General features: G+C 34.9%; 24 protein-coding genes. All 24 read left to right on the forward strand.

What is annotated here, in order from left to right; all coding sequences use genetic code 11:
- Positions 1-30 precede the first annotated feature (30 nt).
- Entirely contained in the window at positions 31-1152 is a 1122-nt protein-coding gene (locus AC4PID_RS08300; protein ID WP_492135100.1) for a CpaE/TadZ family protein, read from the forward strand.
- Positions 1152-2333 (forward strand): ATPase, T2SS/T4P/T4SS family, encoded by a 1182-nt coding sequence (locus AC4PID_RS08305; RefSeq protein ID WP_492135101.1) that lies wholly within the window; start codon positions 1152-1154, stop codon positions 2331-2333. Before AC4PID_RS08300 ends, AC4PID_RS08305 begins: the two co-directional genes overlap by 1 nt.
- A gap of 95 nt (positions 2334-2428) precedes the next feature.
- Positions 2429-3202 carry a type II secretion system F family protein gene (locus AC4PID_RS08310; protein WP_492135102.1) on the forward strand — a complete coding sequence of 258 codons (774 nt, stop codon included), beginning with the start codon at positions 2429-2431 and terminating at the stop codon, positions 3200-3202.
- Between the two features lie 53 nt (positions 3203-3255).
- Positions 3256-3861 (forward strand): hypothetical protein, encoded by a 606-nt coding sequence (locus AC4PID_RS08315; RefSeq protein ID WP_492135103.1) that lies wholly within the window; start codon positions 3256-3258, stop codon positions 3859-3861.
- Between the two features lie 12 nt (positions 3862-3873).
- The gene (locus AC4PID_RS08320; RefSeq protein ID WP_492135104.1) at positions 3874-4113 is read left to right on the forward strand and encodes a hypothetical protein; all 240 of its coding nucleotides are present in this window, start codon (positions 3874-3876) and stop codon (positions 4111-4113) included.
- Positions 4113-4499, forward strand: coding sequence for a hypothetical protein (locus AC4PID_RS08325; protein ID WP_492135105.1), 387 nt, complete (start codon positions 4113-4115; stop codon positions 4497-4499). Before AC4PID_RS08320 ends, AC4PID_RS08325 begins: the two co-directional genes overlap by 1 nt.
- A 10-nt stretch (positions 4500-4509) precedes the next feature.
- The gene (locus AC4PID_RS08330) at positions 4510-4947 is read left to right on the forward strand and encodes a hypothetical protein (RefSeq protein WP_492135106.1); all 438 of its coding nucleotides are present in this window, start codon (positions 4510-4512) and stop codon (positions 4945-4947) included.
- Between the two features lie 60 nt (positions 4948-5007).
- Positions 5008-5589 carry a hypothetical protein gene (locus AC4PID_RS08335; protein WP_492135107.1) on the forward strand — a complete coding sequence of 194 codons (582 nt, stop codon included), beginning with the start codon at positions 5008-5010 and terminating at the stop codon, positions 5587-5589.
- Between the two features lie 111 nt (positions 5590-5700).
- A complete protein-coding gene (locus AC4PID_RS08340; RefSeq protein WP_492135108.1) occupies positions 5701-7269 on the forward strand; it encodes an ATP-binding response regulator in 1569 nt (522 codons plus the stop codon).
- A gap of 126 nt (positions 7270-7395) precedes the next feature.
- Positions 7396-8553, forward strand: coding sequence for a THUMP domain-containing class I SAM-dependent RNA methyltransferase (locus AC4PID_RS08345; protein WP_492135371.1), 1158 nt, complete (start codon positions 7396-7398; stop codon positions 8551-8553).
- A gap of 21 nt (positions 8554-8574) precedes the next feature.
- Positions 8575-9672 (forward strand): DUF5711 family protein, encoded by a 1098-nt coding sequence (locus AC4PID_RS08350; RefSeq protein ID WP_492135109.1) that lies wholly within the window; start codon positions 8575-8577, stop codon positions 9670-9672.
- A 12-nt stretch (positions 9673-9684) separates the two neighbouring features.
- Positions 9685-10401, forward strand: coding sequence for a CvpA family protein (locus AC4PID_RS08355; RefSeq protein WP_492135110.1), 717 nt, complete (start codon positions 9685-9687; stop codon positions 10399-10401).
- Between the two features lie 12 nt (positions 10402-10413).
- Complete coding sequence (yedF, locus tag AC4PID_RS08360; RefSeq protein WP_492135111.1) at positions 10414-11010, forward strand: sulfurtransferase-like selenium metabolism protein YedF; 597 nt, start codon at positions 10414-10416, stop codon at positions 11008-11010.
- A gap of 22 nt (positions 11011-11032) precedes the next feature.
- Positions 11033-11320, forward strand: a complete 288-nt coding sequence (locus tag AC4PID_RS08365) for a putative Se/S carrier protein (protein WP_492135112.1) — start codon at positions 11033-11035, stop codon at positions 11318-11320.
- The gene (locus tag AC4PID_RS08370; RefSeq protein WP_492135113.1) at positions 11304-11510 is read left to right on the forward strand and encodes a DUF951 domain-containing protein; all 207 of its coding nucleotides are present in this window, start codon (positions 11304-11306) and stop codon (positions 11508-11510) included. The genes AC4PID_RS08365 and AC4PID_RS08370 overlap by 17 nt, the downstream gene beginning before the upstream one ends.
- A 116-nt stretch (positions 11511-11626) precedes the next feature.
- Complete coding sequence (gene rpsF, locus AC4PID_RS08375; protein ID WP_492135114.1) at positions 11627-11914, forward strand: 30S ribosomal protein S6; 288 nt, start codon at positions 11627-11629, stop codon at positions 11912-11914.
- Between the two features lie 20 nt (positions 11915-11934).
- The gene (locus AC4PID_RS08380) at positions 11935-12378 is read left to right on the forward strand and encodes a single-stranded DNA-binding protein (protein ID WP_492135115.1); all 444 of its coding nucleotides are present in this window, start codon (positions 11935-11937) and stop codon (positions 12376-12378) included.
- 17 nt (positions 12379-12395) lie between these two features.
- Positions 12396-12617: a 30S ribosomal protein S18 gene (gene rpsR / locus AC4PID_RS08385; protein ID WP_492135116.1), complete on the forward strand. Its 222-nt coding sequence runs from the start codon at positions 12396-12398 to the stop codon at positions 12615-12617.
- Positions 12618-12735: 118 nt separating this feature from the next.
- Complete coding sequence (locus AC4PID_RS08390) at positions 12736-13698, forward strand: YybS family protein (protein WP_492135117.1); 963 nt, start codon at positions 12736-12738, stop codon at positions 13696-13698.
- A gap of 30 nt (positions 13699-13728) precedes the next feature.
- Positions 13729-15720, forward strand: a complete 1992-nt coding sequence (locus AC4PID_RS08395; protein ID WP_492135118.1) for a DHH family phosphoesterase — start codon at positions 13729-13731, stop codon at positions 15718-15720.
- Complete coding sequence (rplI, locus tag AC4PID_RS08400) at positions 15717-16163, forward strand: 50S ribosomal protein L9 (protein ID WP_492135119.1); 447 nt, start codon at positions 15717-15719, stop codon at positions 16161-16163. Before AC4PID_RS08395 ends, rplI begins: the two co-directional genes overlap by 4 nt.
- 255 nt (positions 16164-16418) lie before the next feature.
- Entirely contained in the window at positions 16419-17336 is a 918-nt protein-coding gene (locus tag AC4PID_RS08405; RefSeq protein WP_492135120.1) for an AAA family ATPase, read from the forward strand.
- An 8-nt stretch (positions 17337-17344) separates the two neighbouring features.
- The gene (locus AC4PID_RS08410) at positions 17345-18511 is read left to right on the forward strand and encodes a DUF58 domain-containing protein (RefSeq protein WP_492135121.1); all 1167 of its coding nucleotides are present in this window, start codon (positions 17345-17347) and stop codon (positions 18509-18511) included.
- Entirely contained in the window at positions 18501-20849 is a 2349-nt protein-coding gene (locus AC4PID_RS08415) for a transglutaminase-like domain-containing protein (RefSeq protein WP_492135122.1), read from the forward strand. The genes AC4PID_RS08410 and AC4PID_RS08415 overlap by 11 nt, the downstream gene beginning before the upstream one ends.
- Positions 20850-20873: the final 24 nt, after the last annotated feature.

A 20873-nucleotide genomic window follows, 5' to 3' on the forward strand; every position in this document is an offset into this window, starting at 1 on the left:
GTATTTACAAATTATGGTAAAGAGGTATGCATGCAAATCTATATCTACAGCACAGAGGTTATTTTAGAAGAACAATTGGATTTTTTAGAAGATAATACAATTGTTTGCTTTGACGAGATTGAAAAAATAAAGGATGGAATTAGTGAAGAATGGCTACCTATATTATTAGTGTGGTCACAGCCGAGTGATGAAACAATAAAATCACTCAATCAACTTAAGTGGTACAAAATACTGTTAAGAATGGGCATTAGATATAAAAGGGATGAGTGTTTGCATTTTGACAACTCGAATAAATATGAAATCCTAAAAAGAATAAATGCGCAATACAATATAGATCTAAAAAAATCATACCTAGAAACAATCAGAGATTTCATTCTTGAAAAGGAGGATTATCAATATCTATCGGATTACTATAATGAAATTGACTTAAAGGATTTTAAAGAACATAAAGAGAAGCGTCAAAAGGGATCTTTTAGCGGTATGCTCACTTTAGTAGGACACCAGATAATTTCAAAAAAGCAGGTTCAGACGATTGCAAATAATGTAAATGGAAAAACACTTCTGATAGATGGTAATGTATTAACCCCATCTTTAGATGAAGTTTATGGTATTAGTCAATTGGAAACGGGTATCAAATCGCATTTGACAGGCATTGATAATACAGGAATCAATGTCGCTTTAGATTCGATATTAAAAGGTGTTGATATAAAGAGTTGTGTTGACTTGTTGGTAAAAAAAATATCATCAAATTTGGATGTTATGTTGGGAAATTACAATATTTATAATTATGAACACTATGATGTCAATACTATCAAAATACTGCTCTCAAAACTACAGCAACACTATCAATGTGTGATTGTTGTCGTATCTGGATTTCCTTATGACGAAATTACACTGCTATCCCTGCATATGAGCAATACAAATATTTTCATTACATCAGGCGCATTATCAGAAACTAGGCATCTGTATCAGTTTATTAATTTACTTGAAGCAAAACAAGGCATTGCTAAATCAAAGAATAAAATAATACTAAATAAATCGAGAAAGCTAAAAGACATTAAAAGAAATACTGTATTAAAATTTTTATTTAAAGAGCACTATTACAGCTCAGATGAAGAGATTGTTAGGAAGGGGATTGGAATAAAAAAATAATGGGAGTAATAAACAGTCTAATAACACCATTTGATTCAAGTGGTCAAATTGAACTTAAATCGAATCTAACGGTCATTAACGAGCTAATAGATGATTTAATGCTCAATTATGCAACTTTAATAGCTGATGTTGAAGAGGGCCGCGTCAATGAACTGGTGTTAAAAAAAGAGATAGAAAAAAGAATTAATAAGCAAAAAGGCGTGTTTGATCCAGAGGAAATGAAGCGGATTATATTTGATACGATCTATGGCTATGGCCTACTTCAACCTTTTGTAATGGATGAGGAGATATCAGATATTGATGTGCCACATTATGATTATATTTTAGTAAAAAGAAGAGGAAAGCAGGAAAGAGTAACCTTGAAGTTTGAAAGTGAAAAATCATTTACTCGTTTTTGCAAGCTATTAGTCACTAGAAATGGTGGCGTTATTAATGAAGTCGATAATCATTGCCGTGTTAGTGATAGCCAACATTTTTTGAGAATTAATGTCTGTATTTCTCCAAGAAATAATGATGGCACCTCCCTAAACATAAGAAAGCACAAGAGGTTTTCGTATAGCTGGGAAGAATTACAGTCACTTGGTTTTCTAGATGCTGCAAGTATGAGTCTACTGAAAATGATTAATTTTGAAAAGAAAAACATGCTCATCTGTGGAAAAGGTGCAGCTGGTAAAACGACACTTTTAAGAACCTTGATTGATTCTGGGGATGAATTAGAGAGAATGTTGATATGTGAGACAGATTCTGAAATTTATCCACAGAAAAGAAATGTTATTTCACAAAAGATAAAAAAATCTGAAATCGGGGGTAAGCCTTTAGCGTTAAAAGATTTGATTAGAGAAGGGTTAACGATGAGTCTCGATACGTATTGTATCGGAGAAATTATTGGTGAGGAGTCATGGGATTTTATACAAGCTGGTTATACCGATCATAGAATATTAGGAACAGTTCATGGCTCAAATGTTGTAGGTGCAATGGATCGGCTGATAATGTTAATTGAGAATAATTCTAAAATTCCATATGAAAAGCTAGCAGATATGATCGCTAGTACCATTGACTATATCATCTATCTTAAATCATTTAAGGTTGTAAACATAAGTCGTGTTTCAGGTTTTGATATGGCGACCAAACAATATATAACAAAGTCAGAATATACATATGGTGATTGCCAATGTCAATAGCCATCTTATGTTTAAATGGGTTGTCCACTTATGTGTTATTTCGATTATTAGTTAAAATCGATTTTCGCAATAAACTTAATCACTCTCAAATCGCAATGATTTCCTTTTATAAAAATGAACACATTATACAAAGACTTAAGCAAAGATACATTGATGAACTACTGATTGAAGAGAATATTACATTTTCTGAAATGCTAGTATTCTATATAATTTATATCGCTTTAGTTATACTTATCGTATTAATGTCAGGGCTGAATCCATTTTATCAATTGAACTTAAGCATTATGTTGATAGCTACGCCATTAATTGCAATTGAAATAATACGGAATCATCTCATTAAGAAAATTGAACGCGGGTTATTTCAATTGCTTACGCAGTTCAATTCTAGATTAATGAAGAAAGAAGATGTGATCTCGGCGATGTACGAAATCGAAAGGGTTATCGATAACCAACCAATACGAAAAATACTTCGACGTTTCAATCAATCCATACAAATTGGTATTCAACCAGAACAAGCATTTCAAAACACGAAGCGAATTTGTATTAATGAATACTTCAGGTACATTATTACAAATATTGAAATCGTATATAAAAGAAGAGGTAATGTTACTGAATTAATGAGAGCATTAGAAAATGAATATACCTCAATACAAGTCGAAGTCAACAAAAGAAAAACAGAGCTAGTACACGAGCTCAGGATGATCTTGGTATCTTTAATGTTGGTAATTCTAGTTACAATTAAAGTTATTAAAGACAATGACTACATCGTAAGTTTTTATAGTGGTCACTTTGGTCTCATAATTATAATTTCACTTGTCGTAATTATGGGAATTATTCTAGTGATTAAAGGCTATATGAAAACATACTAACCTTTGAAGTTTGAGGGCATAAGAGTCTTAAACATTGTAATAGGAGAAGTTACATGACTGAAGCAATCATTATCATAGCTAATTTATCGACTGTAATTATTTTATTAGTGTATTTAGAAGGGGTTGGTCAGTCAAGGCGAATTAAAATTCCAATAAAGACAGCTCAACTCTTCGATAAGCTGAGAAAAGAAAGACTTAATGCAACGCTTCTTACAAAAAACTTTTACAGAATTTATAAATATTTATATGTTCAAACCGCTTCTGGTGCAAGATCAGAAGACATATTGAAAAGCATGCATCAAATTGTCGATCAAAGCACTTTAAAAAAAATACTGATTTCAATGTCTGCTATATTAGCGCAAACCAATGACATAGAAGAAGCTTTAAACTATTTAAAGATCAAGTTTGATCACGAAGAGGGTGAGATTCTAGTAGGAATATTGAAAAGTATAACCGTAAGTGGTTTGTCACAGGAATCATTTCTTAGGTTGGATCAGATGCTTTTTCAAAAATACCTCGCCCAACTGAGGAGAGATACAACACAAATAAAAAGGACGTACTTTTATGCAATTGTGTGCTTTACAGTTGCGGCATCGATGATTATTTTTATTCCATTGCTGGAGCAAATGCTCAATTCAGCAAATATAATATTTAGTTAGGAGGATTAGAGGATGGTAAAGGTTGTGAAAAGAGCTAAAAATAGCTTTCAGAATAAGTTCAACAGAACGGTTATTGCTCTTAAGTCTGAAAAAGGGGAATTTGGAATTAGTTCGGTTATAGGAATTGCAATTGGATTAATAGTAGCAGCATTCATATTGATTCCAGGCATTCAAACATTCGCAAGTAAAATTATTTCAGATATGCAGCTATGGTGGACAAATTCGATTAGTACTCAGATATTTCCAAATTAATGAACATTGATCAAGTAGTCGTTATAGGGATATTAATTGTCGTCATTATGGCGGTATTTGTTTCCGTGGTTGATTTGGCTACCCCAATTATAAAAAAACTGGAATTCAATTCAATCTGCAGAAATTATACTTTAATTGCAGAATCTGAAAACGGACTTTCTGATGAAATGCGACAGAATTTAGTAAATGATCTTAAAAATAGTGGATATGAGACTGTACTGATTCAATCGGCTAAAAATGACAGTGTAATGAGAGGCAAAACAGCTGTTTTAATCGTTGAAGTAACCTATAAAACATCAAAGTTAATCAATTTGTTTAATAAAGTCGATGAAACGATTCTATTCAGATATGAACAAGGTTTTATCGCTAGAAGGATTGTTATGTAGCATGAGGAAGATGAAAAAAACGAAAGCTTCAAGTGAAATTGGAATTGTTGTAACAGCCTTTTTTTTATTGCTATTCATTGTTATGCCTATTTACTTAATGATTCAAGAATATGCACTCTTTACTCACTTTAATCAAGAACTAGAAGTGAGTATAGAAATTGCCTTAATGAATCAGTTAATGTCATTTAGTTCAAATGCGTTTAGTGAAGCTAGACTTGACTTAGAAGGCGATAACTTAAATCAGTTTACTGAGAATCTTAAAGGAGTAGATGGGTCATTAATTAACCATGAGATTAAGAATCTTCAAATTAGTTTGGATACAGATCATTCTAGTGCCAATATTTTAGTTACATTCAATTATGATTATGTATCGAAAATCATTTTAAAAGGGCATCTCAAAAAAGTAATGAATGTTCGTTTAAAATATCAGTTGCCAATGAATCTATGATAAATTATTGAAATTCTTTGTAAATTTAATTTAACTAAGGATTTTGAGTTGTGAGGATATATGAAAAAGTTAGTTATGGTTATAGGTTTACTAGTATTTGGGCTTTTGCTAACCTATTATGAGGTCAATTCAATTAAAACGGTTAATAAAAATGCATTAATAGAAGTTGTGTCTTTAAAGAACACACTTGAAGCAGGTACCACGATTACATTGACTGATATTGAATATGTGTTGGTTGATTCTTCGTTTGATATAGGGCATTATTTTGAAAATGATCAAGAAGTGATTGGCAAAAAAATATCGGTTACATTAAATGAAGGTACGCTATTAATGGATCAGTTTATCAAACAAGAAGGACAACTTTCACCTGATAAAAATCATGCAATTACCAGTTTAAAAGTGCTCCCGGAAGAATTTGTCTGTTGGCAAGTGGATTTAGGCGATAGTATTGATCTTGTCCATGTTTCATTTGATCATGTGATGACTCAACTTGGTGAAGTTGTTATTAAGGGGATTTATGATCAAAATCTTAAAAGTCATGCAAGTATGCCAACCTATGTTGTTATTGAAGGTAGTTTTTCTACAATTGAGAAAATCATATTACTTAGAGATCAAGGAAGAATAGAGGCAATAAAAAGATAAATAATAAATGAAAAAGGTAAGTATGAAGTTTGGCTTTAATAATTAGGCGTTAAAGACATTGTATCAATTGTTAAATTCTCTGATATAATAGAAAAAAATAGGAGGTTTCTGATGAACTATAGCAAGCTTTCTAGAGAGTCGTTGATACATGAAATTGAACAATTGAACAAGGAAAAGGAACAAATTAGGCTTGAAGCGATTGGTTCAAAGCTTGGAATCCATGAAAGCTTGAACGATTTAAGCGTTCCAGCATTCATCGTAAATTCAGATTATAATATTATATGGGCAAATCGCTTTTGCTCTAATAATTTTAATGACATTCTTTCCCAAAAGTGTTATAAAGTCTTTTTTGGATTAGAGGATGTTTGTTTTGGTTGTCCACTTCAAAATTGTTTTAGTGAGTTTTCGCATGAAGACTTTATAACAACACGGTTCTCAGAGGGTTTACTGAAAGAAATCGGGATAAAACTGTTACCAGTTATAAAAAATGAACAAGTATCAGGTGTTCTTGAAATTCAGACTGAAAATCATAAGCAGCAGTTTACAAAAAGAATTACAAGTATCGTGGATGCTTACGAACACTTAAAGCAAAAACACGAAGACCTCCTTAATTTTATTCAACATTATTCTAAATCACTGAGGGTGCCATTAAGATCATTTATTGGCTATTTTCAAGCCTATTCTAGTATTGAACCAGATAACAATGTTCAAGCTGAGTATTTAAAAATGCTTGAAACGAACTCAGAAATGCTTTATGAGACTTTGAACCGTTTAATGGTTTATATAGAAACTGAGAAACTTGCATATAATGCTAAAAAGATTACCTTTAGCTTAAAACAGGCGATCAACGAAGTTCTTGATCAAGTCTTAGCACTTGATCAAATCAGTGAACACTCTAGTTATAGCTTACAATATACAGAAACTTTACCAGAGGTTGTTGTTGGTGATGCTTTCGGTCTGAAAATGACGCTTGCATATTTATTGGAGTTTGCTTTACATCTATCTGCAAATCAACTGATAGAGATTAGAATTTCAGAAGTTTTACAGACCCATTCACAACTTGCGTTAAAAATAACGGTATTGACAAAGTTTGATCCAAATAAGACAGATAAGCCATTTGATTATTATAGAATACGAGATAATATGGCCTTTGATTCTTTGGCTGAGTTTTCTCAAGTACTTGGAATTGAGCTCGCAAGAGAAATCGTTGAAAGTAACAAGGGGACATTAGTTTTAAGTTCAGGGATAGATAATTATGTTTATATGGATATAAATTTGCAGTTTGACAAAATCAATCCAAAGTTTGAGGATAATGTTGATGAAGTCAAACGTGAACGACCTAAGATTTTGATTATTGATAATGAAAGGTTAAGACTTTCACTAGAGATCTTTAAGGCATATGATTTTTATTTTGCATCAAATGGCGAAGAAGCAGTCGCTGCATACTTTAAAAATGAGCCTGATCTAACCATTATGAACGTTATGATCACAGGTAGCGATGGGTTTAAGGTTTTTGATGAGATAGAAAGTAGAAGGCGAAAGGTAAAACCGATTATTGCAATTTCAAATAAGCTAATCGATAATGAAAGGGAGTTTATGAGGGACTATGGATTTGATGAATACTATCCCAAACCCCTAGATGAAGATAAACTTTTAAGTATTATAACCAGCTACATTTAACACTATCAGGGACGCGCATAGCGTCCTCTTTTATGTTATAATGGAATATGAATGTGGTTTTGAAGCTTATAATTTTCAGAGTGGATTGACATAAAAAAAACGAATTTAAGATAAATTGGAAGGTGAATCATGAAGTTTAGAGGGATTGCAAGTGCAGTGTTTGGAATGGAAGCAATCGTAGGTCAAGAGCTTAAGGACTTAGGCTTTGAGAACGTAGTAGTAGAAAATGGTAGAGTCTTATTTGATGCGGATGAAGCAGGAATTGCAAAAGCAAACTTATGGGTGAGAACCGCAGAAAGAATTTACATTATGGTAGGTACTTTTAAAGCGACAACTTTTGAACAGCTTTTCGACAAAGTCTATCAACTACCATGGGAATTATATATTCCTAAAGAGGCGGCTTTTCCAGTTAATGCAAAATCAGTTAAGTCGAAACTTTTCAGTTTATCTGATATTCAAAGCATCAGTAAGAGGGCAATTGTAAAAAGATTGTCAGGACTTTATAAAGTAGAATGGTTTAAAGAAGAGGCTGAAACTTATAGCATACATGTAAATTTTTTAAAAGATGAGGTAACCGTTAGCATAGATACTTCAGGAACGGGTCTTCACAAGAGGGGATATCGTGCAAAAGGCAATGAAGCACCACTTAAAGAAACACTAGCAGCTGGTTTGTTATTAGTGAGCAAGTGGAAACCCTTTATTCCATTAATAGACCCATTTTGTGGTTCTGGAACAATTGCTATTGAAGCAGCTATGATTGCAAAAAACATTGCACCTGGATTAAATAGAAACTTTGATGCTGAAAAATGGCGTTGGATTGATGCTAGCATATGGAAAAATGCTAGAAAAGAAGCTTATCAAGCAATCAAGCAGGATGTAGAGATTAAGATCGAAGGCTACGATATAGACCGTCGTTCAATTACAGTAGCTAGAGAAAATGCTGAGCTTGCTGGTGTTGAGGACCTTATTCATTTTCAAGTTAGAGATGTAAGGGATTTCAGTACAAAAAATCAATATGGTTATTTGATTTGCAATCCGCCTTACGGTGAAAGACTTGAGGATGAGGCAGCTGTCAAATCGTTATATGCTCTTATGGGTAAAGTGTTTAAGGACTATCCAACTTGGTCAAAATACATTATTACATCCTATGACCACTTTGAAGATGCTTTTGGTTCAAAATCGACAAAAAATAGAAAATTATATAATGGTAGAATTAAGACTTACTTTTATATGTATTTTGGTGAAAAACCACCAAGAAGAAACAAAGAAATTTCTGAAATGTGATTAAATCGAGGATAAGCCAAAATGAAGAAAAGTATCTCTATTGCTATTTTGATTATATGCATTATTTTTGTCATGCAGTTTGAAAGAATTGTTTCATTAGCAACGCGATTGGTAGACGAAAATTATAAGAAATCAGATAGTATTTACTTTAATCTAAATAATGACTTTGAAAATCGTGCACAAGTGTATGCACTTAAGGATGCTTACATCATTGTCGGGAGAACGAAGCTACAATACATTTCCGACAAAGGGATTCTCATATGGGAAAAGGACATAACCTCACAAAATGTTAGTGTTGATACTGAGTCAAAGCAAATGTTATTAGCAGAAAAAAAGGCTGGTGACCTTTTTCTAGTGAATGAATCTGGTGAGATCGTTCAAAAAAGGTTTGCCATAGGTAATATTGAGTCAGTTAGATGCTTTAGCGGTGGTTATTTTGGCGTATTAAAATCTGACCATGAGTTTTTACTTTTAGATAAGAGCTTAAAAACGGTTTCCAGTACAGAATTACCCTCAGGTACGATTATTGATTACAAGATGAATCTAGAAAGACAAAATATTGCTTTTTTACTTCTCGATTTAAAACACGCTGAGTTTAACACTAAGCTGATCATAACCACTTTTAATGGAAACATTGTAAGTGGTAGTAACATCTCAGAGGACATCGGATATGCGATGCATTTAAAAAAGGATAAAATTGTGGTTTTGGTTGATCATGCGATGATGAGCTTTGACTATGATGGTAAAAAATTGAGCGAAGCAACTTTCGATCAGACGATTAGTCAGTTTAAATTAAGTGATCATATTTATCTGTATCTTAATAATGCAAATAATAGCGCTATGACAGTTGAGACACCAGAGGAACAGGTGGTTGTCTATGATGACAATGGCAATTTACTTGCAAATTTCAAACCGCCATTTTTAGACTTGCTTGGCGTTAATCTTTTAGAGGATAAGATTCTTCTCTATAATTCTGAAAATGTAGTAATAACAGATTTAACAGGTAATGTTAAGGAAACTTACTCGGTTTTAGAAGCCATCGTTAATGTTCATGTAATGAATAGCCAAAGCTTTGCAATAGAATTTTTAGATCATTTGGACGTTTACACATTACGATAAATGGAGGCATAAATGAATTGGACAGATATCGCGGTAGTTGTGATACTAGGCAGTAGCATCTATTTTGGTTGGAAAAAAGGATTTATAGTTGCTGCAATAGATTTCGTAAAATGGATTGCGTCTTTGTTTGTAGCACGTGTTTTCTTCGTTCAATTTACAGATCTTTTAATCGGTATATTTGGCGATCCAACTGATAAAATCAAAACACATGTCAGTCAATATTTGTACGATTTGTTTGGATTTAGTATGTCTTCCCCACAAGCGATGACAGGCAGTGAAGTGGATGGTGCAGTAGCAACATTAAAGCTTCCTTTGGATTTTGAAACTGGAATCAAATCACAACTTTCTTCAATGGTGACAAAGACAACAACTGATTTTGTTAATATAGCAACACAAGAAATGAGTAAAATGATTTTGTATGGACTTGGTTTTATCTTACTTGTTTTTTTACTCTTAATCGCTTTTAGTATCTTTCAAACAGTTGCAAATATGATCTCTAAATTGCCAATTCTTAAAGAATTGAATCAAGGTGGCGGTATGATTATTGGTGGTATCATTGGTGTGATTAGCGTCTATTTCATTATGGCAATACTCGGTTATTTGAAGACATTTACTTGGGTTCAGGAAACTCAAGTCGCTATAGAGAACTCACAATTTGCAATATATTTTTATAAATACAATATTCTGCAATATTTGTTTAACCATATGTTGATAAAGGGTCAATTTTAATGGAGGATTGTGATGGAAGTGAAAATTGATGCACGTGGACTGGCTTGTCCTAAGCCTGTAATTGAAACAAAGAAAGCATTAGAAGGCATTAATGAAGGCAATATTATAACTTTAGTGGATAATGCAGTTGCAAAAGACAATGTATCAAAACTGGCAAAGAGTTTAAAACTTCATTTTAGTGTTTCAGAGGCTGATGGTAATTATGAAATTAGTATTTTTAAAGGTGCATATGCGCAGTCGCCTGAAGACATGGTACAAAAGAGACCGGACTTGGCCAATTTAGTGATCTTGGTGGGAAAAGACACTTTAGGCGATGGTGAAAGAGAGCTGGGTGAAACTTTAATTAAGAGTTATTTTTATGCCTTATCTGAATCAGAACCTTATCCCAAAGCAATTTTATTTGTAAATTCAGGTGTAAAACTCACGACTTTAAACAGCCAAGTGATTGAGCATCTTAAAAAACTATCAGATTATGGAACTGAAATTTTGAGCTGTGGTTTATGTCTCGACTACTATCAAATCAAAGACTTCTTGCAAGTTGGTGGCGTCACAAATATGTACAATATTATTGAGCTAATGAATGAGGCCAATAATACGATTACCTTATAGTTCGAGGAGCAATAAGTATATTATGGAAAGAAATTATATGATTATCACTTTTAGTTCAACACACCAAGCCATTCACTTTGAACGTTTGTTGTTGGGACGATTTGCAATAGAAATGATACCGACACCGAGAGATATAACAGCCAGTTGTGGTCTTTCTTTAAAATTTGAAAAAGAAGATTTGTCTTCAATTTTAGAAGTATTAAAATCAGAGGACCTTACGGGTAAACAACTGTATGAGTATATTGAAGAAACACAAATTAGAAAAATGATTACAATAGGTTGGGAGGATGTATATGCCGCTAAAGCTTGAAGTAGGCGATCAAATAACAACTAAAAAGCCGCATCCCTGTGGTAGCCATAGTTTCAAGATTATGAGAATTGGAGTCGACTTTGTAATCAAGTGTGATCAGTGTGGTAAAGAAATTTGGATTCCACGTGTAAAAATTGAGAAAAGAATCAAAGATATCTATAGAAATGGCACTAAAATTCCAAAAGAATAAAAAAAAACTTGCCATGTGTATAGGTCGATGATATAATTCTAATGTTGTAAGTGCGGCAATGCCGCTACTTCTCTGCCCTTTTTTAAGGGCCATTATGTCCATAGGGAGGTGTAAAGATGAGAAATTACGAGACTATTTTTATTTTAAAACCATCACTCGAAGAAGAAAAAAGAAATGAAGCAATCGAGAAATTCAAAGCGATTATCGCTGCGGATGGCGAAATAGAAAAAGTGGAAGAATGGGGTAACAGAAAATTAGCTTATGAAATCGAAAAGATTAGAGAAGGATACTATGTATTAGTAAACTTTAAGGCTAATTCTACTCTTCCAAAAGAGCTTGAAAGAAATTTCAAGATTTCTGATGACGTAATTCGTTATATCGTCGTTAATTTAGAAGACAAATAATTGAAAATGGGGGCTCAGTAATGAATAATGTTGTTTTAATCGGACGTTTGGCAAGAGACCCAGAACTCAGATTTGTTCCCGGCAGCGGGATGGCAGTAGCCAACTTTACGATGGCGATCGATAAAGGATTGACACGTGAAAAAAAGCAGGAATTTGAAAGCCAAGGGAAACCAACAGCTGATTTTATAAGAATCGTTGTTTGGGGAAAACAGGCTGAAAACTGCTCACAATATTTAGCAAAAGGCAAACTCGTGGCTATACAAGGTTCTATTCAAACCAGCAGCTATAAGTCGAATACAGGAGAGGTCAGATACACGACCGAAGTACTTGCCAACCGAGTCGAATTCCTCGAATGGGGAGAAAAGACACAGTCATCAGCGTCTAAAGGAGACGATTTCAGCTTCGGAGCTGGAAGTTTTGAAGATTTTCAATCTATTGAAGATGATGATGATGTTCCATTCTAGAAAAGGAGGGAAAACTAATGGTTAAAAGACGTAGAAAGAGAAAAGGTTGTTCTTTCTGTCAAGATAAAGTAGAGTCTATCGATTACAAAGACACTAAGAAACTTCAAAAGTATCTTACTGAAAGAGGCAAAATTTTGCCTAGAAGAGTAACTGGTACTTGTGCTAAACACCAAAGAATGGTAACTAGCGCAGTAAAAAGATCTAGAATTATCGCTCTTTTACCTTTCGTTAACGATTAAGTTTCGAAAGCAAAAGTATAAAATTAACGCTGTCCGATGGGCAGCGTTTGTTTTTTAGTGTATAATCAATAGAGGTAAGACTAAATGACTATTTTCCAAAACGTGGAGGTTTTTCACATTGAATAAGACAAGACAAATAACTGAAGCGGGATTATTTGCAGCTTTGATTGCAATTATGATTGTTGGGGCATATTATGTGCCTATCATTGGAGGCGTACTCGCCTTTTTACTACCAGTTCCTGTTATCGTTCTGACTATGAAAAATAAGCCTTTGTATGTATTTGTCGCTGGTGTGATCGCAAGTTTGATTTCTGGGGCAATCATATCAATCATCAATGGTTTGACCCTAGGTGGACTTGCATTGATCATTGGACTTCCAATGGGGCTAGCTATAAAGAATAGAAAATCTAACTTAATGACACTTTTTATCGGTACCGTTTCAGCAGCAATAGGATTATTTATAATCTTTACATTGCTTGAATTTGTATTTGGCGTTTCTTTTATAAGTGTTATTGAAGATAGCTTTAGAGTATCGATGGATCTACAAGCCAGTATTGGAACAGCAGCAAGTGATCTTGGCGTTGATACAGCTGCATCTTTAGATGAACTTCAAAAGGCAATGGATCAATTGCTTTATATCACTCAGCTGGTAATGCCCGCACTGATGATTGCGATGGCAATGCTGTATTCTGCTTTAAATTTGTTGGTTTCACATCAGGTATTAAAGAGAATGAAAATTGATCATATACCACTTGGCACTTTTGATGAGTTTAGATATCCTAAGCATCTTGCTTACGGTAGTATGGGAATGCTGTTTCTAGCCTACATCATCAGTTATTTAGGATATGTGGACTCGGAGCTTCTTATGTCCAACTTAATGTATCTGTTTATCACCGTCTTTTCAGTTCAAGGCTATGCATTATTATACGCTTTCTTTAAGAAAAGAACTGGAAAATCAATGTCTATCATTTTACTTGTTTTATTGACATTGTTTGGATTTACTCAGTTCATTGCATTCCTTGGTTTCTTTGATGTCATGATGGATTTAAGACGCCTAGACATAAAAATAAAAAAAGATTAAGTAGACGTTATCGATAGAAAGGGATATTTTATGGGAAACAATAAAATGAGCAATCCATTTAAAGAAACGGTCAACTTATATTTAGTTGTTATAGCATTGCTTGTAATCGGGCTTGCATTTTATAATCCTTTACTAGGTATTATAGGGGCATTTATTTTGATTAGTCTCATCATATACAATTGGCTTTCTGATCGAAATAAATCGAGAAAGTGGCGAAAGTATGTTGAGGCATTATCCACAAATATTGATAATGCAGCTAGGTATGCAGTGTTTAATTTACCGGTACCACTGGTTGTCATCGATATCGACGGTAAGATCAATTGGTACAACTCAAAGTTTACAGATATGGTTTCTGAAAAAAGTGTCATGGGTAAAGGGATCGTCAATTTAATTCCTGCGCTTAATTTAGAAGCATTCAAGCTGTCTGAAAATCAAGAAGCGGTTCGAATTGGAGATCGTACTTATGATGTCTATGCCAATATGGTTAATCTTGAGGATGACAATCCTCAAAACCTTGTGATTATGCTATATTGGTTTGATGTGACGCCACTTACAGATCTTCAAATGCGATATGAGGAAGAAAAACCCGTTTTGGCTTTGATAAATGTCGATAACTTTGAAGACGTTATGAATGAGACAAAAGAGGAGAAAATTCCATTTCTTACTTCTGAAATTGAAAAACGCGTCAATCTTTGGGCAACTCGTATGAATGGCATGATAAAACGTTATCAAAAGGACAAATATATCGTTATCTTTGAAGCAAAGTACTTAGAAAACCTTGAAGCTAAGAAATTTGCAATATTAGATGATGTAAGAGAAATAGATGTTGGTAATAAGATACCAGCGACACTGAGTATCGGTATTGGCTATAATGGTAATACGCCAGCGCTTATTGAAGAAGACGCATATGCTTGTTTAGAGCTCGCTTTAGGTAGAGGCGGGGATCAAGCGGTTATCAGAAGAAACAATACATTTGAGTTTTATGGCGGAAAGACAAAGGCAGTTGAAAAGAGAAACCGTGTAAAAGCAAGGGTTATCGCTCATGGATTTCAAACGCTCATCGACGAAAGTTCGAAGGTCATCGTTATGGGGCACAAATCACCAGACATGGATTCGTTTGGTGCTGCAATAGGCATCTACAGAAGTGTTATCAATCGTGGAAAAGAAGCTGCTATCGTTTTAAATGAAATCAATGAAGGCATTGAAACGGTTTATGGCACAGTTAAGGATAAAGACATCTATCAGTTTGTAGATTCGTTGCAAGCACTTGAAATGCAGGATGAGAAAACACTTGTCGTAGTGGTAGATACACATAAACCAAGCTTGACTGAATGCCCTGATCTTATAGAATCCGCAACAAGAGTGGTCCTTATCGATCATCACCGTAGAAGTACGGAGTTTATCGATAAAGCAGTTCTAAAATACATGGAGCCTTATGCTTCTAGTACTTCGGAACTGGTAACAGAGATTCTTCAGTATATGGAGAATAAGCCGAGAATTGAAAGAGAAGAAGCAGATGCACTCCTTGCGGGTATAACTGTAGATACGAAGAATTTCTCGCTTAAAACAGGGGTAAGAACGTTTGATGCGGCAGCTTATCTTAGAAGACAAGGTGCAGATACCATTCGTGTCAGACAACTGTTTCAGGACGATCTCGAGACTTTTATCGAAAAGGCCTCTATTGTGGGGACGGCAATCCGTCATAGAGAAAGTATCGCTATATCAAGCTCAGACGTTCAAAGTGAAAGTATTCAACTAATCGCTGCTCAAGCAGCAGACGATTTGTTAGATATAAAAGGTATTAATGCATCCTTTGTAATTGCACAAAAACTGGATGGTACAGTCTTTATATCTGGAAGATCCTTAGGTGATGTTAATGTTCAAATCATCTTAGAAAAACTAGGTGGAGGCGGTCATCTTGAAGTTGCGGGTGCACAGTTCAAAGATGCAAATATCGAAGAAGTGAAACAACGACTTATTGAAAGTATCGATCAATATTATGAGGAAGGGGCATCGAAATGAAAGTCATACTCTTAAAAGACATAAAAGGCACTGGAAAAAAAGGTGAGATTATAAATGCAAGTGATGGACATGCTAGAAATTACCTTATTCCTAGAGGGCTTGCAAAGGAAGCAACAGATGGTAGTGTTAGGGAGTTAGAGCACCAAAATGCAGCTAAGGAAAAGCGTGCACAAGAGGAGCTTGATGAAGCGAAGGCACTTGCAGAAAAAATCAATACCTTTGAGATTACTTTTAAAACAAAAGCAGGTGAGGGTGGCAGATTATTTGGTTCTATTACCAATAAAGATGTTGCAGAAATGATTAAAAATAAATACAGCCTGGACATCGATAAGAAAAAAATCGTTATGGATCAACCGATTAGAACGCTAGGAACGACTAAAGTTACGATCAAAGTTTATCCAAAGGTTTCAGCGGAAATGAAAGTTCAAGTTATCGAAGAGTAATCCTTTTCATGAGAATTGCATTAAAATTTGTGGCAATTTATGACCTATTTTTAACGTAATTTTCTGAAATATAAACAAATCTTAAAGCAAATTTGCTTAAAAATAGGGTATCATTTTATTAGACAGCAAGGAACGACAGAAGCATCTAGGATATGACAGAAGCAACAATGGATATGACATCAATAATAAGAAGATCGAAAGATCTTCTTATTTTGTAGGCGGAATTATCAGAAAAATCAGATAAAGGGGTGTGCCATGATAGAATCCATCAAAAGTGAAATTAGGAAAACACTTGTTGGAAAAGACACAGCAATTGAGAGTATATTGATCGCAATGCTTTCAGGGGGGCATGTGTTGATTGAAGATTTGCCTGGGTTAGGAAAAACGACGCTTGCTAAAGCATTTTCTGCAGCTATGGATTCAGAGTTTAGAAGAATTCAGTTTACACCTGATTTAATGCCTTCAGATTTGATTGGTATCTCAATATTTTCAAAGGAGAAGGAACAGTTTGTGTTCCATCCAGGTCCAATTTTTACTAACGTGCTTTTAGCGGATGAGATCAATAGAACCTCTCCTAAAACGCAATCTAGTTTATTAGAAGCAATGGAGGAATTTCAAGTAACTGTAGATGGACAGTCGATTAAGCTTGAAGCGCCATTTATCGTTATTGCTACTGAAAATCCTATAGAGCTTCAGGGGACGTTTCCACTTCCAGAAGCACAGCTGGACCGTTTTATGATGCGGATTTCTTTAGGTTATCCAACTGTAGACGAAGAGGTCGACATCTTGAGCTTGAAGGAAAAAAGTGTGGCAATTAATCCTGTCATAACAAAAGAGAACTTTCAAAATGCGGTAAGTGACATCGAAAAAGTATACGTTGACCCTGCGCTTAAAAGTTATGTGGTCAAGCTCGTCAAAGCGACACGTGAGCATCATTTAATCAAACTAGGAGCAAGTCCAAGGGCATCCGTTCATTTGTTTAAAGGTGCTAAGGCAAAAGCCTACTTAGAAGGTAGAACGTTTGTAATCGCCTCAGATATTTCAGACATTTATGAGGCGATTATTGGACATAGACTTATCCTAAAAAGTGAGGCCATTCATAGAGGTGCTGGTCTTAAAGGTCTTTTACAGGAAATTGTCGATTCGGTTGAAGTACCTAAAGTAGTACGTTAGGGGGATTTATGACAAAGGGATTTCGCAGATCTCTGTATGTCTTAATGGCCTTTCTTTTCGTCGTATCGGTTCTTTCAGGGGGAAAAACGCTATATTATTTATGGTTACTGACGTTTTTGATATGGCTTAGCATGGTACTCATGCTTAGGCACAATGAACGTAACCTTTATATCTTATATTATACAAGTGACAACGTTGTTTCTTCTGGGGATGCAGTTAACATCGATTATAAACTGTCAAATACGAGCATCGTGCCAATTCTACATGCAGTGATCGAATTTAAACTCGATAAAAAAATGGATACTGACTCAAGCTTAAAGGAAATCGCATATTTTAAGAATTTTGATCGCATTAATTTTTCTAAGGATATCATCTGTAAGTATAGGGGCTACTACAAGCTCGGAAAAGTTAAGGTTGATTTATACGATCCATTAATGCTGGGCAAAAGAACCATTGATTTTAACAAAGAGGTAGATATTACCGTCTATCCTAAGGTTAAGCCTATCAAAGAGCGCGTCCTTCAATCGATGGACTTTTTTGGAACGCTTAAATCCAATCGTCAAACACTTGAGGACCGTACCAATCTGGTTAATATAAGACCTTATCAACCAGGTGATCAGCTTAAAAATATCCACTGGAAAATCAGTGCGAAGAAGGACGATTTACACACAAAAGAGTTTGAACAAACCGTTAGCACAAAACTAGTAATTCTCTTAAATGGACAATATTCCGATGGACTTAATCTTTTAGAGGAAGAGGAAATGGTTTCTTTTGTCGCATCGCTTTCAAAGCGATTTTTAGATGATGAGATCAATATGAAGATTATTGTTAACAATCAATCAGGTACGGTTCTTGAGGGCAATACAGGAAGTGATTTTCACACCTTTTTAGAGGATTTAACCTCATTTGAAAGTGATTCTGAGTTTCCTTTTGCTAATTTTGTCAATCGGTATATGAACGCGGACTTAGTTAAGTCTGGACAAGAAATTGTACTTGTCAGTCAGCGTCTGACGCAGTCTTTTTTTGAAACTTTATCTCAAAATCATCAGAGATTGACCATATTCACTTTTTCACCTAAAACACTGGAAGAAAAAGAGCTCTATTCAAAATATCAAAGTAGGCTTTTAAGATTACACTATATTGATCGAATAATGGACGTGGCCTATGGACAATAAAATTAAACTGACCAAATGGGCAACAGGATATGTGATATTACTTGCGGTTCTTTTAACCGTTAATTATTTTATTAAGCTGTCTGTGGATGGTGTTCTATATTTTAGCATTTCAGTTATGGTTTTCTTCGGTTTTTACGCTCTTTACACGTATAAGAAAGTAACCTACAAGGTGATATTGATTTTGATTGCCTTACTGATGTGTCTTTATATAGCCGATGCCGTTTTAACTTATATGAACCGACAAGAACTCGTTGTTGAGGAAACTTTAACCCCTGTTGGTGATGGGGAAAATGTTGCGATTAGGCATGAAGTGAAATGGATTCGAGATCTTAGGGACCGTTTGGATTATGAAAAGTTTGTGCCATTTGGTCAATGGTTTGTAGATGAAAAAATTAACAATGCACCAACGCAATTAGAGGATTCAAAGCAACGACGCTACGAGTTGTATTTGCTGATTATTTTGGTATTGATCATTACGGTTTTAATATTCTTAATCTATCGATACCGTTGGCTTAAGCCAATATTGGTTTTGCCAATCCTACTATATGTTTGGTTTTGGTATCAGTTTTTAGACCTGCCGTGGCTGTACAGTGCCCTTTATATTGCGGGTGTGGTGGCTTATTTTGTTATGGACCACCACGACAAACTCATTAAAGCTCACCCGGGGTTCAATACAGCCTATTATCCTGCAAGGAATCTCATGCTAACCAGTTTGGTTTTAGGACTAGTAATTGTTCTTGTAGCGGGATTTGTTTCTGTTGCCTTTCCAATCAATCAGGTGAATTTTCTGGTTGATTTGGTAACGCCTAATCTGTGGGGAGCTAGAAGTGGCTATGAAGGATCGAAACTTCAAATGTATTCTCTTAAGGAGACTGCATTTCAGGGAAGTGGCGACATCCTAGGAGGCCCTCTAGGTGAGATCAATAGTGTGGATCCTTTATTTTGGGTAAAGTTTGATAAGCCTATTACCCAAGCGGTCTATTTGAAGTCTACAATAAAAGACAATTACGATGGCTTAAAATGGAACAACAACGGTATAACCTATAAGACAAATTATAAATATTATCTTTCGAATCAGGACAACATTGACCTTCTGACAAGTGGTGATTATGATGGAATTTCAGGTTCGATTAAAATCAATCGAAAGTTGACTAAGACAGTAACGCTGTTTACACCAATGGGGCTATACAAGACAAGTCTCGGCAACAATAAGGTCTATGCTTCAGCAGAAAATGAAGCGTTTTATAAAACGGGTGCTTTTGTTAAATACCTTAAGGATTATGACTTTTATGCCACTCGAAGAGATTTCTTTCTTTCACCAGAGGTGGATTACCTTCAGGTTTCAAATCGAGTTGAGACAAGAACCATTGAGCTTGCAAAGCAAATTGGCTCCTTTGGTGAAACCGATTATCAGAAGATGCTCATGCTAACACAGTTTTTATCGCAGAATTACACCTATAGCTTAACACCAATCAGCAATAGAGAACGACGCGATTTTGTTTCAAGCTTTTTATTTGAAACAAAAAAGGGCTATTGTACTTACTTTGCATCTGCACTTGTTGTAATGGCGAGAATTAATGACATTCCTGCACGTTACGTTGAGGGCTTTAGAGTGGATCCAGATGAGGTCGATCCTAATGGGGATTACTCTAAGGTGACTGAAAAGGATGCACACGCTTGGGCAGAAGTCTATATAGAGGGATATGGTTGGATGATTTTTGAAAGTACACCAATTTACTCTGAGGCTGAAAGTGAAGCGCTTGCACCAACTTTAGAGGATTTGATTCAAAAAGAAGAGACAACTGTAAATGAAGGTGGCATAGGTAATGTACCAACCACACAAGAACCGATTGATTTAGAGGATCTATTGGCTGAAGGTGACGGTGGAAGAGGTGACTTTAATTCTAATGTAGATACCGAAGTCCTTTCACAACCATCTAAGTGGACCAAATGGATTGTCATGGGCGTCATTTTTATCGTTTTATTGATTTTAATTTATTTAAGATTGCCATTCCGATATTTAAGAAGAAAAAATACGCATGCCTACGCGATCAGGATCATCTATTTACTGGCTTATTTGCTAGCGGAATCAAAGGATTATCCGCTTCATGAACCTGAGTATGTATTCAAGCGAGCAGATTATCCTAAGGGTGAGGTTAATTTATGGCTTAAATTGCTATATAGTAAGCCTGAGTTGGTGACTGAAGAGCAGGTTATGAAAGCCATTGATCAAGCCTTAGCACACTACAAGGATGTGGCAATGAACTATCGTCTGCGTAAGGGAAAACTGAAATATCTAAAATTTAGGTACTTTGACATAGTAAAATTCATTCCTTAACTGTGTTATAATAAGAAAAAATGC

Source organism: Fusibacter sp. QWL-12 (assembly GCF_058683495.1).

Coding starts and splice junctions, on each gene's coding strand:
- AC4PID_RS08310 (WP_492135102.1), top strand. CDS start 2,429: ATGATTTCCTTTTATAAAAATGAACACATTATACAAAGACTTAAGCAA.
- yedF (WP_492135111.1), top strand. CDS start 10,414: ATGGAAGTGAAAATTGATGCACGTGGACTGGCTTGTCCTAAGCCTGTA.
- AC4PID_RS08335 (WP_492135107.1), top strand. CDS start 5,008: ATGAAAAAGTTAGTTATGGTTATAGGTTTACTAGTATTTGGGCTTTTG.
- AC4PID_RS08370 (WP_492135113.1), top strand. CDS start 11,304: ATGCCGCTAAAGCTTGAAGTAGGCGATCAAATAACAACTAAAAAGCCG.
- AC4PID_RS08410 (WP_492135121.1), top strand. CDS start 17,345: ATGACAAAGGGATTTCGCAGATCTCTGTATGTCTTAATGGCCTTTCTT.
- AC4PID_RS08325 (WP_492135105.1), top strand. CDS start 4,113: ATGAACATTGATCAAGTAGTCGTTATAGGGATATTAATTGTCGTCATT.
- AC4PID_RS08330 (WP_492135106.1), top strand. CDS start 4,510: ATGAAAAAAACGAAAGCTTCAAGTGAAATTGGAATTGTTGTAACAGCC.
- rpsR (WP_492135116.1), top strand. CDS start 12,396: ATGGTTAAAAGACGTAGAAAGAGAAAAGGTTGTTCTTTCTGTCAAGAT.
- AC4PID_RS08305 (WP_492135101.1), top strand. CDS start 1,152: ATGGGAGTAATAAACAGTCTAATAACACCATTTGATTCAAGTGGTCAA.
- AC4PID_RS08300 (WP_492135100.1), top strand. CDS start 31: ATGCAAATCTATATCTACAGCACAGAGGTTATTTTAGAAGAACAATTG.
- rplI (WP_492135119.1), top strand. CDS start 15,717: ATGAAAGTCATACTCTTAAAAGACATAAAAGGCACTGGAAAAAAAGGT.
- AC4PID_RS08405 (WP_492135120.1), top strand. CDS start 16,419: ATGATAGAATCCATCAAAAGTGAAATTAGGAAAACACTTGTTGGAAAA.
- AC4PID_RS08320 (WP_492135104.1), top strand. CDS start 3,874: ATGGTAAAGGTTGTGAAAAGAGCTAAAAATAGCTTTCAGAATAAGTTC.
- AC4PID_RS08340 (WP_492135108.1), top strand. CDS start 5,701: ATGAACTATAGCAAGCTTTCTAGAGAGTCGTTGATACATGAAATTGAA.
- AC4PID_RS08365 (WP_492135112.1), top strand. CDS start 11,033: ATGGAAAGAAATTATATGATTATCACTTTTAGTTCAACACACCAAGCC.
- AC4PID_RS08395 (WP_492135118.1), top strand. CDS start 13,729: ATGGGAAACAATAAAATGAGCAATCCATTTAAAGAAACGGTCAACTTA.
- AC4PID_RS08415 (WP_492135122.1), top strand. CDS start 18,501: ATGGACAATAAAATTAAACTGACCAAATGGGCAACAGGATATGTGATA.
- AC4PID_RS08350 (WP_492135109.1), top strand. CDS start 8,575: ATGAAGAAAAGTATCTCTATTGCTATTTTGATTATATGCATTATTTTT.
- AC4PID_RS08315 (WP_492135103.1), top strand. CDS start 3,256: ATGACTGAAGCAATCATTATCATAGCTAATTTATCGACTGTAATTATT.
- AC4PID_RS08355 (WP_492135110.1), top strand. CDS start 9,685: ATGAATTGGACAGATATCGCGGTAGTTGTGATACTAGGCAGTAGCATC.
- rpsF (WP_492135114.1), top strand. CDS start 11,627: ATGAGAAATTACGAGACTATTTTTATTTTAAAACCATCACTCGAAGAA.
- AC4PID_RS08380 (WP_492135115.1), top strand. CDS start 11,935: ATGAATAATGTTGTTTTAATCGGACGTTTGGCAAGAGACCCAGAACTC.